The sequence below is a fragment of the Synechocystis sp. FACHB-908 genome, assembly GCF_014698595.1.
Lineage (GTDB): Bacteria > Cyanobacteriota > Cyanobacteriia > Cyanobacteriales > Microcystaceae > Synechocystis.
On record NZ_JACJTH010000035.1, the window covers coordinates 12,581 to 28,550 of the forward strand.

Sequence of the window (15,970 nt, forward strand, 5' to 3'; positions counted from 1 at the left end):
GAAACCGTATTTTGCTAGGCAAAAATAAGTTTTACAATGGGAAGAACTCCATGGCACGGGGTCTTCTGTCAATACAGAGGGTCTTTGTGCCCCTTTAGTTCCCCCAGGGGTTGGGCACGATTCGACTGAGGCACCCAAGCTAAGGTCTCCCAAAAATCCCATTTTCAACAAATCTTTTGCCTCTATTATTTTAGATTTTCACAAACTTTTGCTAAATTACTAAATTTTCATAGTTGATCGAGGTAAATTATTGGTTTTTAATTGGTTACTGAACTGGGTTACATTTTTCCCTTGTGTCCAATAACTTTAATTAAATAATTAGATTTTACTTGACCATATCATTCACCCTAGATGTCATAGTTATGAGTTTTTTTGATTCAGATATTATCCAACAAGAAGCCAAACAATTGTTTGAAGACTATCAATCCCTAACCAAATTGGGTGGTGACTATGGAAAATTTGATCGGGATGGCAAAGTGATTTTCATCGAGCAAATGGAGGCTTTGATGGAACGCTACAAAATCTTTATGAAGCGCTTTGAGCTTTCCGATGACTTCATGGCCAAGATGACTGTTGAGCAAATGAAAACCCAACTGGGCCAGTTTGGCATCTCCCCTCAGCAAATGTTCGACCAAATGAATTTGACACTGGAAAGAATGAAAGCCGAAATCAAGTAGACTTCACGGTGTCGAAATTGTCTAGCCAGACGTTCCTCACCAATGTCAGAATGATGGGAGTAGGTTCCCCGTAGCAATTGCGAGAACTATGCCCACCCTGGATCTTTTGGGTTTTCCTCACCACTATCAACAATCTGGCTCTGATCGACAGGGAGCTGCCCCCAGCTTAATTTTTGTCCATGGTTGGCTCCTTAGTCACCATTACTGGTTGCCCTTGATGGAACTTTTATCCGGGCAATATTCCTGCGTTAGCTATGACCTGAGAGGGTTTGGTGCTTCCCAGAGTTTAGGCCATCCCCGTTCAGAATATGACCTGGAAGCCTATGGTCAAGATTTGATTGATCTATTGGAAAAACTAAACATTGAACAAGCTTGGCTAGTGGGCCATTCCTTAGGGGGGAGTGTGGCCATTTGGGCGGCCCACCTTTGTCCGGAGCGGGTTAAGGGGGTAGTTTGCGTGAATGCTGGGGGGGGAATTTACCTAAAGGAAGAATTTGAAAAGTTTCGCTCTGCTGGGGAAAAGTTATTGGATTTTCGTCCCCCTTGGCTAGGAAGATTGCCGTTGTTGGATTTGGCTTTCAGTCGGATGATGGTGGAGAAACCCTTAGCTAGAAAGTGGGGCAGACAACGGTTATTGGATTTCTTGCGAGCGGATCAGCAAGCTGCCCGGGGGTCGTTACTGGAAAGTACGACGGAAGCGGCGGTGCATTTACTCCCCAAGTTGGTGGCAGAATTACCCCAGCCAATGTATTTCTTGGCGGGCCAAAATGACCGGGTGATGGAATTGCAATATGTCAAATATTTGGCCAGTTTCCATGGTTTGTTTGCCCAGTTGGGAACTAATGTGGTGGAAATAGAGAACTGCGGCCACTTTGCCATGTTGGAACAGTTGCCAGTGGTGGCGAATAAACTCCAACAAATCCTGGCTACGGATCACTGAATGGGGGCAATTGTTGGCCGTTGACAATGCTTTTATCGGAAAATTCGGTCACCATAGAAATCAATGCTCCCCCCTTGATTTGGCTCTGCTATGGTCTCCCTGGAATCTTCCCCCCCAGCCCTATCTCCCCACACTCCTCCCCTGTTTTGGCAATGGCGTAACCAGGCGATCGCCTATCAACAAAGGGGAGATCGAGGGCCAGCTGTGGTACTAATCCATGGCTTTGGGGCATCCTGGGGCCATTGGCGCAAAAATATCCCTGTCCTGGGGGAATATTGCCGTTGCTACGCCATTGATCTGTTAGGCTTTGGTGCTTCCGCCAAACCTCTCCCTAGTCAAGCATTGGGTTACACCTTCAGCACCTGGGGCGACCTGGTGGCGGACTTTTGCCGGGAAGTAATTGGTGGCCCGGCCGTACTTATTGGCAATTCCATCGGCTGTGTGGTGGCCATGCAAACTGCCACCGACCACCCAGAATTGGTCACCGGCCTGATTGCTCTTAACTGTTCCCTGCGGTTACTCCATGATCGCAAGCGGTCAGCGTTGCCTTGGTACCGTCGGGTAGGGGCAGGGGTCTTGCAAAAGGTGCTGGGCTATCCCCAGATTGGCAAACTTTTCTTCCGACAGGTGGCCCGGGCCAAAACCGTTCGTCAGGCCCTCTGCCAAGCCTATGGGGACAAAAATGCGGTGACCGATGAGTTGGTGGCCATGCTCCTGCGGCCAGCCCAGGATGAAGGGGCGGCGGAAGTATTTTTGGCTTTCACCAGCTATTCCCAAGGCCCCCTACCGGAGGATTTACTACCCCGCATCCATTGCCCAACGGTGCTGATTTGGGGGGAGGCTGATCCCTGGGAACCGATCGCCTTGGGGAGAGCTTTGGCAAACCATAACTGTGTGGAGCAATTCATTAGCTTACCGGGGTTGGGGCACTGTCCCCAGGACGAAGCTCCGGAGGTAATTAATCCAATTTTGCGACAATGGATTACAGAGTGGAGTTAGACCTACCATAGCCACCATTGGTTAGGGATAGAAAATGGCTTTCCTCCCTAGGGAGCCGAGGATGTCAATGGTAAGATCTTTGGGCATACTGGATGTCAGCACTCCCAATCAAGCATTCAAGGAAATTCAACCAGAGGAGGTTTAGGACAATGGGTGAACAAACTCCCTATCAGACGCTGGGTATATCAGAGGAAGCAACTTTTGAAGATATCCAAGCAGTCAAAACTCGGCTGTTTCGGGAACATGAGGGGAACACCCAGCTTTTAGAAGAGGTGGAGGCCGCCTACGACGCCATTATTATGGAACGGCTCCGTCTGCGTCAGGAAGGAAAAATCAAAGTGCCGGAAAAAATTCGTTTCCCCGAACGTCAGGTGGAAAGTACCGGCAATGGCTTCCCTTCCCTTCCAGCCCCCACAGCCCCCAGTTGGCTAGCCAATTCCCTAGATACTCCTTCCCAAAACGATATTCTTTGGCCCGCTGGCTTTTTTGCTGGCTTGATCTTGATCAGTTGGCTCACCCAAGGAGCGGGGGGATCAGTCCAATCCTTACTATTGGTGGTGGGGGTGTTTGGTAATATCTTCTTTCTCAATCGTAAACAGCGCAAATTTGGTAAGGCCCTACTGCTTAGTTTAGGAGCCCTTTTGGTGGGGATAATTTTGGGCACTGTCTTGGGTCAGTTGCTCTTGGGAGCTAATGTGGCGATCGGCCCTAACTTGGAACAAATTTCTGCCACTATTGCCTTTATTATCCTTTGGTTGATCAGCAGTTTTGTGCGGTAACAAATAGTCCCGACGGCCCACACACCTATGGGTCCATTTCCTCGGAGCCAAGTTATTGCGGTTGGGAAGGGGGAATACCCTTAATGGCAATTAGGGCCTCCATAACGTTTTTAACCACCGGGGCAGCCACGGTCCCCCCATAGGCATTGGCCCCCTTGGGTTCATCGATAATGGCCACCACCACATAGCGGGGATTGTCCACCGGCAAGATAGACACGAAGCTAGTGATTTTGGCGTTGGCTAAATAGCCCCCTCTGGGGCCAGCTTTTTGGGCTGTACCAGTTTTCCCACCCACCCGATAACCGGGAATCAGGGCCGCCTTGCCGGTACCCCCATCGCCGCTAACCACGGATTCCATCATTTGCACCACGGAATGAGCTACTTCCGGCTTCACCACTTGTTTAACGGGGTGATCGGGTTGCCAGTGGAGATGGTTGCGGGCATCCACCAGACCTTTAACCACGTGGGGAGTAACTAATTTGCCACCGTTGGCTAACATGGCGTTGAGTTGCAGTAATTTGATCGGAGTGAGGGAAAGACCCTGACCAAAGGAAGTGGTGGCCTGTTCAATGGGGTCATCCATAAAACTTTGCCTGGGCTTGAGATAACTGGCTGCTTCTCCGGGCAAGTCAATGCCTGTACGACTGTCTAACCCCACCCCCTGCAATAATTCATAGTATCGTTCCGGCTTGAGACGACGGGCGATCGCCACCATGGCCACGTTACTGGAATAGCGGAGCACCTGGGTGATGTTGATCATACCTGCGCCACTTTTGCTGGCATTGGAAATGGTCCAAGGCCCTACCCGCACCGAACCACTATCATTAATCCTGTCCTCTGGTTTCAACACCCCTTCATTCATCGCTAGGGCGACAATCACCGGCTTAAAGGTTGATCCCGGCTCGTACAGATCGCTCACGGACCAGTTTTTGAAATACTCCACCTTGGCTTTGTAGTATTCGTTGGGATTGAAGGTGGGCTCATTAACCATGGCGAGGATGGCTCCGTCCTGGGCATCCATGACCAAAACTGTGCCCCGCTTAGCTTTTTGTTGGGCAACCTGGGCCTTGAGCAATTCCCGGGCGGCCCGCTGCAAACGCATATCAATGGTTAACTGTACCTGCCAATCGTTGGACTGCAATAGGTTATCTGGCAAAGAATCCGGCAGCACAACCCCTTTCCCCGTGCGCCGAATGGCATAGGTCTCCACTTCTCGCTCCAAAATTTCTCTCTGACTGAGTTCTAGGCCTGCCTGGCCCTGGTGCTCCCCGTCTACGTAGCCAACAACATCGGCGGCCATTTCATCCTGGGGATAATAGCGACTATATTGTTTTTCCAAATCCACCCCCCCCATCCGTAAAGAGCCAATGCGGACAGCCTGGGACTCGTTGAGGCCGGTGGCCAGTTTGATGCCCGATTCCTTTTCTTTGAATTTTTCTTTTAGTTGGGCTGGGGTAATATCCCCCAAAATTGCCGATAGTTCCCTGGCAATGTAGTCAGTGGGATCGGTAATTTCCTTGGTGGCTTCAAAGTAACGGGGATGGACAAACAGAGTATAAGTTAGGCGATCGGTGGCTAAAACATTACCCTGGCTGTCCACAATGGAACGGCGGGGCACGTAGGGTTGCATGCTGGTGCTCTGTTGAGCCTTGGCCATGCGTTGCAGTTGGTTAGCTTCCACCACCTGGAGCCGGTAAAGACGATAAGCAAGCCCTCCCATGGCTACAAATAAAAACCCCCAGACCAAAAGCAAGCGCACTACCGGCACCCCCTGTTGTTGGGTTTTTTGTCTGTGCCTTTCCTGACGGGAAATATGCTTGGTAAAGGGAGATGAATTGGCAGTTGAAGAATTTAGTTTTGGGTGGGAGGAGTCCATGGCTCGAATTGTTTAGTAGGCAACGGGCCTAGTGGTGATGTTGAAATTGCTGGCGGAGGCAACGGTGGATTTATCAACGGAAGCAGGGGGAACACTAGCCTGGGCTGGCAGAAAAATATTCTGGCCAGGACTGGCCTTAACCAAACCAGAACTTGGTTGATTTGCTTCTTGGGCTAGTTGATGTTTGATGGCTTCAGTGTTGGTGATCAGTTGGCGTTCCGTTTGCTGGAGCGCTTTAAGTTGTTGATATTCCTTGCTCCAGAGGGTGGGGGTGTACACCGTCCAACCATAAACCCCTAAAACCGTCGCCACTATTCCCAAGGTAAGGCAAGAAGTGGCCTGTTGAAACCGCAACAAGACCTGTAGAGAAGTGGGTAAAGATTCCTGGGGAGAGGTAATTAGGGGCGTAGGTTGGGAGGCAACTACGGTGGTACGGCGGGAGGCAAAGGCCGGTTTGGGTAAGGCAGACATATAAAAGTTAGTTAGGACTACAAAGGTGCGGTGGGTGAATTGTCTTCACTTTAACGGCAATGGGACAGAATTGGGTCTTTGAGGGGAAACTTTTAGGAGAATGTCGATAAAAACGACTTTTTGGTTTCCATACTCTGTTAGTTAATGGCTCTGAATGGGGTTCGAGATGGACAGTTTTGCTAGTGCAAATTTCGTAGCACAACTACGTGTTTTGATGTCAATAAATTGGGGATCACTTATTATGACCAGGTTTCGCTGCATTGATACCATTCTTGGATTCATCCATCTGGGCTAAAGAATTTTCCTAAAGACCAGTTAACTTTTCCCCCCGCAGGGACAGATCAAGCAATTGGATGGGATGAATAACCCCTAGATTCTGGCCTTGTTTTCCCAGATGTTTTTGGATTTGCAAAGAGCAGCCAGGGTTGGCGGAAATGATTAATTGGGCACCGGTTTGACAGAGATTGTTAACTTTTTGCTGCCCCAGTTCCTCTGCTACGGCTGGTTGGAGCATGTTATAGACCCCGGCACTGCCACAACAGAGGGCCGCATCCAAGGGCTCCCGCAACTGTAAATGGGGAATTTGGGCAATCAACTGTCGGGGTTGGAGACTAATTTTTTGACCATGGATCAGATGGCAAGCATCTTGATAAACCACAGGGGTTAATTCCTCAGTGACGGGGTGGAGGGTTTGATTTAACCCTATCTCCATCAGAAACTCATTAATGTCTCGTACTTTACTAACAAAGGCTTGGGCTTTGGGTAAATATTCAGCATCGTCGGCCAAGATATGATGATATTCCTTCAGTGTGTGACCGCAACCGGCGGCATTAATAATGATGTAGTCCACCTCCGTATTAGCAAAACTGTCGATCATTTGTCTGGCGATCGCCTCGGCTTGATCTGTTTGGCCTTGGTGGGCGGGGAGGGCGGCGCAACAACCTTGGGATTGGGGAATCACTACTTCGCAACCATTGGCAGTTAAAACCCGGACAGTGGCTTCATTGACGGGGGAGAAAAATAATCTTTGTACACACCCAAGAATTATCCCCACTCGGTAACGCTTTTCCCCCTGGGCAGAAATTTCCGTTGGATAATTATCCCGAAAAGAAGCGGCGGTCACCCTGGGCAAAATACTTTCCATGGCCGCTAAACGGGGAAAAAATCTGCTCAATAAGCCCGTTGCTTGCACTAATTTTTGCAAACCACAATTTTGGTAGACCCAGAGCAGGGGCAACAATAACCGCAACCGCCAGGGATAGGGAAATAAGTTAAAAATGATCCCCCGCAAGAGGCGATCGCCAAAGGGACGGTCATGATTTCGTTCCACCTGGGGCCTGGTGGCGGAGATCAACTGGTCATACTGCACCCCCGAAGGACAGGCACTGACACAGGCTAAGCAACCTAAACAACTGTCAAAATGCTGGATGGTGGTGGCATCTAAACTGGCTTGGCCTTGGTTAATGCCATTCATTAGATAGATGCGGCCCCGGGGGGAATCGGTTTCCTTGCCAATGACCCGGTAGCTCGGGCAGGTATTCAAACAAAAACCGCAATGGACACAGCTATCCAACACGGCCTGGGGAGGGGGATTTTGGGAATCAAAGCCGATTTTGGGCTGGTTGACGGCCTGGGCCAAGGCGGTGAAGGAGGGAGGAGCCGACATAGGGACCATGGGGAAAAACACTGTCCCCTATGATCACACTTTTTTCTAGTCTGAAACCGTCAACTTACCCTTAACTTAATCAATGGCCTCAGTAGCGTAAAACCAAGGCAATACGTTGATGTTGAGAGAGGGTGCCATCTTCGACTAAAGCCACTTCCCCACCATTGGCTAACACCACTTCGATGATTTCGTCCACTGCGTCGTCGATGACTTCCGTGCCACCGGGTTCCGCCACCAATTCAATGCCTCCGTTAGTGGAGATAATGGCAGGCTCATGGTAGCTTTTCTCCACCACCAGCAATTTACCTCGACCTTCCTGGGCTAAACGCCAGGCTTCCCCCACGGTGGAAACAAATTTTTGCGCACTAACTGCTTCATCCAAGGAGGTTAAGGCTTGATTTTGTTTAGCTTCCCTGACCGTTTGCATAATCTCCCACACCTGGGGGGTAAGTTCGCTGATGCTGGCCCGGTCAAAATTCCCCAGTAACGTACCGGCGATCGCCGCTGAATGCTGGGACACTTCTTGGAAAAAGGACACTAAACGATCCACACCGCCCACCACTAACGGTAAATTTTCCCCTTCGTTATAGGTACTAAAAGCCCGGTCCACTTCCTGGATAAAACGACGCTGGCGATCGTCTCGATAACTGGAATCAGTGTCCGCTGGTAACGCTTCTGTTCCCCCAGGTCCCGTCATGGCCAAGGTGAAGTAATCATCTTCCACTTCCTCCAAAATATCCCCAGTACCGGCCAGTAAACGACTTGATCCTCGGCTCAATAACAGTACCCAATATTGCAATTGCCGATGCAAACCATAGACCAAATCCCTGGTGGCGAAGGTTTTATCGATCACAACTCGAGCTTGAACAGGAAATGGTAAATAGTACAATTTGGCAAAATCGTGGCTCACATACAAAGCCAAACCACAAAGACCATAACTGTAATCAATAGTCTCCACCAAGTTGTCTAAATTCTTTAGCAGAGGCTCCAATTCCCGCTGGGAATACTCTTCCCCCAATCGAGTTTTAGCTTCACTAACCAAATTCTTAACCACAATGGGGTCTTGTTTATTGCCCGGGGAAGTGCGGTGGGTGGGCAGCAGAATGGAGAGGGCGGGAACAGGAGTTAAGGACTGTAACTGCTTGAGGTCCTGACGATTGATCATTTTGTCTTTACATAGGTCGATCCCCTAAGCTTACTGCCGGGGTCAGCAATGCTAACATTAAGAAAAATGTCGCGGTTTTTACATTTCTTTAAGTTTTAGGTAGTTAAAAATTCTAGTCAAAAGTCCATAAATCCCCCGCTAGCACCGTGCCTAACCCCAAACCCCTGCCACCCCAATCTGAATTGGATAATATTCGTCGCTACAATGCCCAGGCGATCGCCAACTATTACCGTCGTCGTCCCTGGAAAGTGCTATGGCGGGCCTTGGAAGTAGTTTGGTCCTTTGGTTTTTTCCTCACCTGTTTGCTCTGGGATCAGTGGACTGGTCAAGTGGAATACTACAAACGGCAACGGGCGGAGGATTTACGGGAATTGTTGACCAAACTGGGCCCCACTTTTATTAAAGTCGGCCAGGCTCTCTCCACCCGACCGGATCTGGTGCGGCGAGATTTTTTAGAAGAATTAATCAAACTCCAGGATCAATTACCCCCGTTCGATAACGACTTGGCTTTCCAGCTAATGGAAGAGCAACTGGGCATGAAAGTAGACGAAGCCTACCGGGAAATTTCTGCCCATCCCGTGGCCGCGGCTAGTTTGGGGCAAGTGTACCGAGCGATGCTATTTAGTGGTGAAGAAGTGGCAGTAAAAGTACAACGGCCCAATTTAAGACCAAGGCTGAGTCTAGATTTATATTTGATGCGGTTGGGAGCACAGAAATTCGGGCGCTTTTTACCTTTAAATTTAGGTCATGACTTAACCTTAATTGTGGATGAATTTGGTATTAAACTGTTTGAAGAAATTGATTATTTGAACGAAGGTCGCAACGCTGAAAAATTTGCGGAAAATTTCCATGGGGATGCGGAAGTCAAAGTCCCTTGCATTTATTGGCAATACAGTAATCAAAAAGTTCTCACCCTCGAATGGATTCAAGGTTTTAAATTAACTGATACAGATAAAATTCGGGCGGCGGGCCTCGACCCCAGTGATATTATTCGGATTGGGGTTACTTCGGGTTTAAGACAACTGTTGGAACATGGTTTTTTCCACGCCGATCCCCATCCCGGAAATCTTTTTGCTACCCTAGATGGTCGCATGGCCTATATCGACTTCGGCATGATGGATCAACTGGAGCCAGGGACAAAAGAAACCATTGCCAGCTCCATTGTCCAGCTAATTAACAAGGATTACCTGGCCCTCACAGAAGACTTTATTGCCCTCGGTTTTCTTGCCCCCAACACGGACATTACCCCCATCATTCCTGCCCTAGAAAATGTTTTTGGTAGCGCCATTGGTCAAAGTGTCCAAGACTTTAACTTTAAAACCATCACCGACGATTTTTCTGAGTTGATGTACGATTACCCTTTCCGGGTTCCGGCCAAATTTGCCTTGATTATTCGTTCTTTGGTCACCCAGGAAGGATTAGCTTTAAGCTTAGATCCTAATTTTAAAATTGTTGAAGTGGCCTATCCCTACGTGGCCCGGCGTTTATTAACCGGAGAATCACCCCAACTACGTCGTCAACTCATTGATGTGCTGTTTAAAAATGGCAAATTCCAATGGCAACGGTTGGAAAATATGCTCAGCATTGCCCGTTCGGACACCAAATTCGATCTTCTGCCCACTGCCCAATTAGGTTTGCAATTCCTTTTTTCCGAGGAAGGTCTATATTTACGGCGGCAAATTTTACTAGCTTTAACGGAAGATGATCGCCTCCATACCGATGAAGTACAACGGATTTGGGGTTTGGTAAAAGATGACTTTAAGCCCCAGGAACTGGTCAATGTCGCCTGGAATGCAGTGCGGGAATTTTCCCTGGCCGGCGTGAGCACCATTCTGCCGCAACGATAATTTTTCCTGCTTGTTGGCGGATGAATAGAGTTTAAGCAATCATAACGCTTGATGTTACAAAACGTCGGCGGCTTTTTAAGCTATCATAATAGCCTTACTTTCATCTGTCCTAGGGAAGAGTTGATATGTTTCTCAAGATTTTTCAAAAGAAGAACAATATTGATGCTACCCCAGAGGCTCCGGCCCCCGAGGAACAGAATGCCAAATCTACCTTGCCTGGTGTGCCAAGGGTGCCCATTGAAGAGCAAAAGCTTCTCCGTCGTCAGTGCAAACAGTTTGTCATTGATGAATTTGGTAAGTCTGTCATTAATCTTCGTCTCCAGAAGGGCATACTAACTCCTCTACACATTGTTGATCTTCATAAGGTGGTAGTGCCCCGGGAGTATTATCAAAATCCCCAGCGTTTGATTGAGCAAAGGGTACAAGAATGTTTGGAAATCCATCGCCAAAATCTGGGACAAAAACTTTATCGAGAATCTTTTAACCTTCAGCCGGGACATCTATTAGTTGCGATTAAGGACATTCGCAAAAAATCGATTGTATCTTTCAAGGATTACGCTGATAACCTGGACAAATTTTTAGAAATTTTTAACCCCGCTATCCATCAACTGCTACTAATTCGTTACTTCATTCCCCCAGTTCCGGATGATATGCATCAGTTTGATAATATTGAACTGCCGCCTCAATTTGAGAAAATTTTGACTGATGTGATCAACTTTTGTGACCTCAATTATAGTCTGGATAATTTGACCTACGACAAATGGCAGGCTTTAGTCCATGCCCTAGATGAGACCGGGGTTAGCCTCAATTTAGTTAATAAACACCAGGAGTATCCTTTCCGGGAGATGTTTACCTTTGACTACGGAGAAATTGGCTACCGTAAAGTGTTAGCTAAATTATTACTAAAGGAAAAAGTGGAAAAACGAACAGTGGTAATTCCCCTATTTGTGATTATGTTAGCTTTCTTTTGTTCGGAACCCAATGCCAGAGTTAGTTTTCCCTACCATTTTCTCTTTACTGCCACGGGGGATGCTAAGAAGCGTTCCATGGAAAAAGGTAAAATATCCTTCTTTAAGCTCTTTAATCAATTGTTGGATGAATCCTTAACCCAGGATCAACTAAGCAAGTGTTTAGCTGTAATTCACAATGAAGTTTTCCAAATTCACCAAATGGAAATTGATGATTTGCTCCTCGGTTACCGGCAAAAGCACAATGCCATGAGCGGAGTTTAAGTTGTTTTCCGATTAAACTTGAATGTCCAACTTGTCTTAAATTGGTCTGTTTAAGTAACCGAGTCGATTTCAATGCTCCCTTTGCCGTCCTTGCCATCCCCTTGGCGATCGCCGTTATTGGAGCTGTAGGGATTAGCGAATAACCTTTCCGGGTCGAGGGCATCGGGATGGGTAGAAAATTGGGGCAATACTTCCCGAATGAAAGCGGCGGAAGCCTTAGAACGGTAACGGTTAGGGTTAATGATGACGGAAAGAACCCGGCGAATTTCCACATTTTTAATCGGAGCGATATGGAGCACATTCATCTCCAATTCCTTTTCGATTGCCGTGGTGGAGACAAAGGCCGCCCCCAAACCAGACTGCACCGCATTTTTAATCGCCTCAATGGAGTTAAGTTCCATTTCAATTTTGAGACGCTTGGTATCAATTTCCCCCTGGCTCAACACCTTATCAATCACTTTGCGGATGGTGGACTGGGAATCGAGGCTAATAAACTTGAGCTTGTATAAATCTTCTTTTTGGATAGTCTCTGCCTGGGCTAGGGGATGGAGCACCGGCAAAATCAAGGCCAATTCGTCTTCAGCGTAGGGCAACACGGTCAGAGTTTCCTGCAACTCCGCCGGTACTTCGCCGCCGATAATGGCCAAATCCACCTGGCCATTGGCCACGCCCCAAGCTGTCCTACGGGTGGAATGGACCTGTAATTGCACCGTTACGTCAGGATATTGCTGCCGGAACATGCCGATCATCCGAGGTAGGAGGTAGGTGCCCGTAGTTTGGGAAGCCCCCACAATCAGGGTGCCTCCTTGTAAATTCTGTAAATCTTCGATCGCCCGACAGGTTTCTTGGCAGAGGGTAATAATCTTTTCGCCGTAATTGAGGAGCAAATGCCCTGCCTCCGTCAACTGGGCCTTGCGTCCTCCCCGGTCGAATAGGGGCACACTCAACTGTTTTTCCAGGTTTTGCACCTGCAAACTAACCGCCGGTTGGGAAACGTACAATGTGTCTGCCGCCCGTTTAAAACTGCCTTCCGAGGCGATCGCCTTGAGGATGCGAAGTTGATCCAGCGTGAACGGGATATCCGACATAGATCCAGCCAAACGATGAACAAGACAGGGACAGCCCTATTGCACTGACAGTACCACAATTAGAGCCTTTGCAACGGTATCGCCCAGGGTCTAATTCGTTAATGGGAACCTAGTTAATATCAGGACTGATCCCGCTTAAAAAAAAGTTAATCTACTATGGTCGACGCAAAAAAGAGGGCAGTTGATTCACTCCCTCCCTTTGCAAAATCCACCAAATGGTGGTTATTAGCTTATTTTTGCTACTCCGCCGACCCCAGCTGGGCGCTAAAGCCTTCAGCATTAAACACCCTGGTCAAAGTGAAACTAGCTCAGGGAAGCATTACTGCGGTCATAGGTTGTGCGGAAACTGGATTGAGGTTTGCCCTGCACAGTGGTCCAAAAATCCTTTTCTGCTTCCACGCCAATCTCAGCGGCAGCGCGGGACAACATGGATTGTTGACGGTTTTTGATGAATTGGTGGTGGCGCATCATGAGAGCGCGAGCCTGTTGTTGAGTAGACATAGTTAATACCTCTTGACGATTGCTGAAAAAAGTTTTGGTTAATTACCCTCTTTAATATTTATAGCACAAATTCTGTAACATTTTATACAGAAACAAAAATTTACATCCCCTTCTTCCCTGTGTTCAATTCCCCAGTTAGACCTATGCGCTATGGCTTCTATACCCTTGACGTGTTCACTGACCAACTTTTTGGCGGTAATCCCCTGGCGGTTTTTCCCGATGCTGAGGGTTTGACCGATGGACAAATGCAAAAAATTGCAGCGGAAATCAATTATTCCGAAACGGTGTTTGTTTTGCCCCCAGTGACGGAAACGGGGAATTTTCGCCTAAGAATTTTTACCCCCAAAAGGGAATTGGATTTTGCAGGGCATCCCACCATTGGGACCACCTATCTGTTGGGTTTGCTCCAGCCCCCCAGCCCTTTAGTTACCACCACTTGGCAGTTGGAAGAGCCGGTGGGCCTAGTGCCCGTTACCCTCCACTACAAGCAAGGACAACTGGTGCAAACAGAATTAACCGTGGCCCAGCTTCCCCAAACCAAGGATTCTGCCCCATCTTGTGAAGATTTGGCCTTGCTTTTGGGATTATCCATTGATCAGCTACAGCAAGGAGAATATGAACCCCAAGCCTATTCCTGTGGATTGCCCTTTTTATTTATTCCACTGATAAATGAGGAGGCGTTAAATCGGATTAGTTTTAATCCATCGGTTTGGCAAAATCTCTTGGCGGGTCAATGGGCCGATTGCGTTTACTGCCTGGCCCCAGGAGATCCTTCACTGGGTTTGTCCGATAACAAGTTGATCCATGGGCGGATGTTTGCCCCTGGTTTGGGCATTGCGGAAGATCCGGCCACTGGCTCCGGGGTAGCGGCATTGGGAGGTTATTTAGACGATCGCCTAGACACTCCAGGCTCACACCATTGGCAAATTGAACAGGGCAAAGCCTTGGGAAGGCCCAGCCAATTACAGTTAACTGTGGTAAAAGACGGTCAGGGGATTAGGGCAGTGAAAGTGGCCGGGCGATCCGTTTTAGTCTCGGAGGGCTTCATGAACCTGGGGAATTAGAAACAAATTGCAGAATTATCACCCCCTGGGGGCAGAAATTTTTCTTCTTCCCCGACCCCAAACTGCGGTGAAAATGGGATTTGACCATTGCTTGTGTACACAACGAGGAAAAATTGAGGGGATTGTGATAGGATGGTTGGTCGGACGCGGACGTGGCGGAATTGGTAGACGCGCTAGATTTAGGTTCTAGTGTCTTTGGCGTGGGAGTTCGAGTCTCCCCGTCCGCATTAAGGGAACAAAACTTCTATTGTTCTTAGCCAAGACGGCTTTCTTTAAGATCTCTAGTACGGGCGAAGCGGTTTGTGCTGAAGCTAATGATTCGTGACTTGATCCTTAGAATCTCGGGGAAATATAAATAGTCGTCCATCCTGAAACAGGCTTTAAAAACTAAGTGACGTTCAGTGCAATCTTAACAACATGAGGTTAATAATTCAGCCGTTATGCTACTTCAATTTACCAAAGCCCTGAATGGCGGTAATTTATACCCCCCAGTTATTAAGAAGCTTTCATTGTTTATTTAACAAATTTAAGAAGGTATTAATGTCTTTAGAAGACCTTATTTTTGTCCCAATTATTTTACCCTGCAACCTACAATGATAAAAGAGCAATACTTCTGTGAAAATTACGATAATTAAAGAGTGTTATTTTCAGCCTCAAATTTCGCCTCGATATAGCCAGCTTCTACCAAAAAAGCCCTCAGAGCATCGGGATAGGAGTCGTATTTAACCTCGTTTAAACAGTTACTTTGGTCATCATATTCCAAACAATTAGTTAGCCCCCAATCAGACTCCCGGTCGTAATATTTGAGCATGGTCTGCCAGCCCTCATCCAATTCACCAATTAGGGCTTTATTAGCGACATAGGCGGCGAGAAAACCGTTCTTTTCCGAATCCTGGGCTACAATTTCTGGCAGATCTTTTTCCATAGATTGAGCATTTTCTCGATGGATAAATTGGAAGCTAGGCTCAAAGGACACATCCACTACTTGACCATTTTGCAGAGCCCAAATCTGGGCTGGGGCCGCACTACCGGCATAGGAGGAAAAGAGATAAAGGAAACGATTATCTACCTCTACATACTCATCCCAACCATCATTATTTAGATCTTCCGCCGGATGGGGGCCACCATTAAAAAAGCCGAAGTCCCGTACAGACCAATCACTCCCATTTTGATTACTGGTAAAGACTTTGACCTCGTTGCAACAATGGGCACCGCCGGTATAGGTAGCAAAAAGCACTGCTGGATAAGGATTATCCCGATCCATATCAGTAATCTGCAGCAAAGCGATGGGCATGGGGGACTCTGACCCTTCTAGAGTGGCTACAATTTTGTTTTTAAATTTAACGGTGACGGTGGGAAACCAACTTTCATAGCCATCATGTTTTTCTTGGCGATAGCTGATGCTGGCACTCACATCGCCTTTTTCTACTTTTCCGTTTAATTTTGGTTCGTCGCTATTAGGATCAAAGGTCTCAAAAGTATATGTGTCTGAGTTTTGAGCCAGTTGCACTTCTTGGCGATCGCCATTCACCTGTTGATTCTGCTCTACTGCTGGAGGGAAGGAGGGAGTAATGGCACAAGCAGATAGGGGCCAAACCGAGGCTAGGGCCAACCCCAGCAGACCAATGTGAAAACTCTGATATGGAGCCATGACTATCATCTCCC

Annotated in this window: 14 protein-coding genes and 1 tRNA gene; 8 read left to right on the forward strand and 7 right to left on the reverse strand. The window is 47.8% G+C overall.

Annotated features, from left to right (window positions below):
• Window positions 1-362 precede the first annotated feature (362 nt).
• The 4 genes from H6G46_RS12030 (at window position 363) to H6G46_RS12045 (ending at window position 3,395) form a co-directional block, all read left to right on the forward strand.
• Window positions 363-677, forward strand: a complete 315-nt coding sequence (locus H6G46_RS12030) for a DUF1825 family protein (RefSeq protein ID WP_010871768.1) — start codon at window positions 363-365, stop codon at window positions 675-677.
• Window positions 678-765: 88 nt separating this feature from the next.
• On the forward strand, window positions 766-1,617 hold the full coding sequence (locus H6G46_RS12035; RefSeq protein ID WP_010871769.1) for an alpha/beta hydrolase: 852 nt from the start codon (window positions 766-768) through the stop codon (window positions 1,615-1,617).
• A 90-nt stretch (window positions 1,618-1,707) separates the two neighbouring features.
• Entirely contained in the window at window positions 1,708-2,616 is a 909-nt protein-coding gene (locus tag H6G46_RS12040; RefSeq protein WP_010871770.1) for an alpha/beta fold hydrolase, read from the forward strand.
• A gap of 149 nt (window positions 2,617-2,765) precedes the next feature.
• Window positions 2,766-3,395 (forward strand): CPP1-like family protein, encoded by a 630-nt coding sequence (locus H6G46_RS12045; RefSeq protein ID WP_020861474.1) that lies wholly within the window; start codon window positions 2,766-2,768, stop codon window positions 3,393-3,395.
• Between the two features lie 52 nt (window positions 3,396-3,447).
• On the opposite strand, the gene H6G46_RS12050 is transcribed toward H6G46_RS12045, so the two are convergent.
• The 4 genes from H6G46_RS12050 to H6G46_RS12065 all read right to left on the reverse strand — a co-directional run bounded on the left by H6G46_RS12050 (window position 3,448) and on the right by H6G46_RS12065 (window position 8,573).
• Window positions 3,448-5,271 (reverse strand): penicillin-binding protein 2, encoded by a 1,824-nt coding sequence (locus H6G46_RS12050; protein WP_010871772.1) that lies wholly within the window; start codon window positions 5,269-5,271, stop codon window positions 3,448-3,450.
• A 12-nt stretch (window positions 5,272-5,283) separates the two neighbouring features.
• The gene (locus H6G46_RS12055; RefSeq protein ID WP_010871773.1) at window positions 5,284-5,742 is read right to left on the reverse strand and encodes a hypothetical protein; all 459 of its coding nucleotides are present in this window, start codon (window positions 5,740-5,742) and stop codon (window positions 5,284-5,286) included.
• Between the two features lie 304 nt (window positions 5,743-6,046).
• Window positions 6,047-7,429 carry a (Fe-S)-binding protein gene (locus H6G46_RS12060; RefSeq protein WP_010871774.1) on the reverse strand — a complete coding sequence of 461 codons (1,383 nt, stop codon included), beginning with the start codon at window positions 7,427-7,429 and terminating at the stop codon, window positions 6,047-6,049.
• A 67-nt stretch (window positions 7,430-7,496) separates the two neighbouring features.
• Window positions 7,497-8,573 (reverse strand): hypothetical protein, encoded by a 1,077-nt coding sequence (locus tag H6G46_RS12065; RefSeq protein ID WP_010871775.1) that lies wholly within the window; start codon window positions 8,571-8,573, stop codon window positions 7,497-7,499.
• 146 nt (window positions 8,574-8,719) lie between these two features.
• On the opposite strand from H6G46_RS12065, the gene H6G46_RS12070 reads away from it, so the two are divergent.
• Together H6G46_RS12070 and H6G46_RS12075 are read left to right on the forward strand one after the other, a co-directional pair.
• The gene (locus H6G46_RS12070; RefSeq protein ID WP_010871776.1) at window positions 8,720-10,420 is read left to right on the forward strand and encodes an AarF/ABC1/UbiB kinase family protein; all 1,701 of its coding nucleotides are present in this window, start codon (window positions 8,720-8,722) and stop codon (window positions 10,418-10,420) included.
• 125 nt (window positions 10,421-10,545) lie between these two features.
• Window positions 10,546-11,652, forward strand: a complete 1,107-nt coding sequence (locus H6G46_RS12075) for a hypothetical protein (RefSeq protein WP_010871777.1) — start codon at window positions 10,546-10,548, stop codon at window positions 11,650-11,652.
• A gap of 50 nt (window positions 11,653-11,702) precedes the next feature.
• On the opposite strand, the gene H6G46_RS12080 is transcribed toward H6G46_RS12075, so the two are convergent.
• Entirely contained in the window at window positions 11,703-12,740 is a 1,038-nt protein-coding gene (locus H6G46_RS12080; RefSeq protein WP_010871778.1) for a LysR family transcriptional regulator, read from the reverse strand.
• A 303-nt stretch (window positions 12,741-13,043) separates the two neighbouring features.
• Entirely contained in the window at window positions 13,044-13,241 is a 198-nt protein-coding gene (locus tag H6G46_RS12085) for a hypothetical protein (RefSeq protein ID WP_010871779.1), read from the reverse strand.
• Between the two features lie 119 nt (window positions 13,242-13,360).
• On the opposite strand from H6G46_RS12085, the gene H6G46_RS12090 reads away from it, so the two are divergent.
• Both H6G46_RS12090 and H6G46_RS12095 read left to right on the forward strand, forming a co-directional pair.
• Entirely contained in the window at window positions 13,361-14,305 is a 945-nt protein-coding gene (locus H6G46_RS12090; protein ID WP_010871780.1) for a PhzF family phenazine biosynthesis protein, read from the forward strand.
• 146 nt (window positions 14,306-14,451) lie between these two features.
• Window positions 14,452-14,532 (forward strand) — tRNA-Leu (locus tag H6G46_RS12095).
• Between the two features lie 404 nt (window positions 14,533-14,936).
• Here the strand turns inward: H6G46_RS12095 and H6G46_RS12100 are convergent.
• Window positions 14,937-15,956 carry a hypothetical protein gene (locus H6G46_RS12100; protein WP_020861477.1) on the reverse strand — a complete coding sequence of 340 codons (1,020 nt, stop codon included), beginning with the start codon at window positions 15,954-15,956 and terminating at the stop codon, window positions 14,937-14,939.
• Window positions 15,957-15,970 lie beyond the last annotated feature (14 nt).

What these genes read in the sequence shown, in the direction of transcription:
- H6G46_RS12040 (WP_010871770.1), top strand. Translation starts at nt 1,708, where the DNA reads ATGGTCTCCCTGGAATCTTCCCCCCCAGCCCTATCTCCCCACACTCCT.
- H6G46_RS12050 (WP_010871772.1), bottom strand. Translation starts at nt 5,271, where the DNA reads ATGGACTCCTCCCACCCAAAACTAAATTCTTCAACTGCCAATTCATCT.
- H6G46_RS12100 (WP_020861477.1), bottom strand. Translation starts at nt 15,956, where the DNA reads ATGGCTCCATATCAGAGTTTTCACATTGGTCTGCTGGGGTTGGCCCTA.
- H6G46_RS12045 (WP_020861474.1), top strand. Translation starts at nt 2,766, where the DNA reads ATGGGTGAACAAACTCCCTATCAGACGCTGGGTATATCAGAGGAAGCA.
- H6G46_RS12085 (WP_010871779.1), bottom strand. Translation starts at nt 13,241, where the DNA reads ATGTCTACTCAACAACAGGCTCGCGCTCTCATGATGCGCCACCACCAA.
- H6G46_RS12075 (WP_010871777.1), top strand. Translation starts at nt 10,546, where the DNA reads ATGTTTCTCAAGATTTTTCAAAAGAAGAACAATATTGATGCTACCCCA.
- H6G46_RS12055 (WP_010871773.1), bottom strand. Translation starts at nt 5,742, where the DNA reads ATGTCTGCCTTACCCAAACCGGCCTTTGCCTCCCGCCGTACCACCGTA.
- H6G46_RS12080 (WP_010871778.1), bottom strand. Translation starts at nt 12,740, where the DNA reads ATGTCGGATATCCCGTTCACGCTGGATCAACTTCGCATCCTCAAGGCG.
- H6G46_RS12065 (WP_010871775.1), bottom strand. Translation starts at nt 8,573, where the DNA reads ATGATCAATCGTCAGGACCTCAAGCAGTTACAGTCCTTAACTCCTGTT.
- H6G46_RS12030 (WP_010871768.1), top strand. Translation starts at nt 363, where the DNA reads ATGAGTTTTTTTGATTCAGATATTATCCAACAAGAAGCCAAACAATTG.
- H6G46_RS12035 (WP_010871769.1), top strand. Translation starts at nt 766, where the DNA reads ATGCCCACCCTGGATCTTTTGGGTTTTCCTCACCACTATCAACAATCT.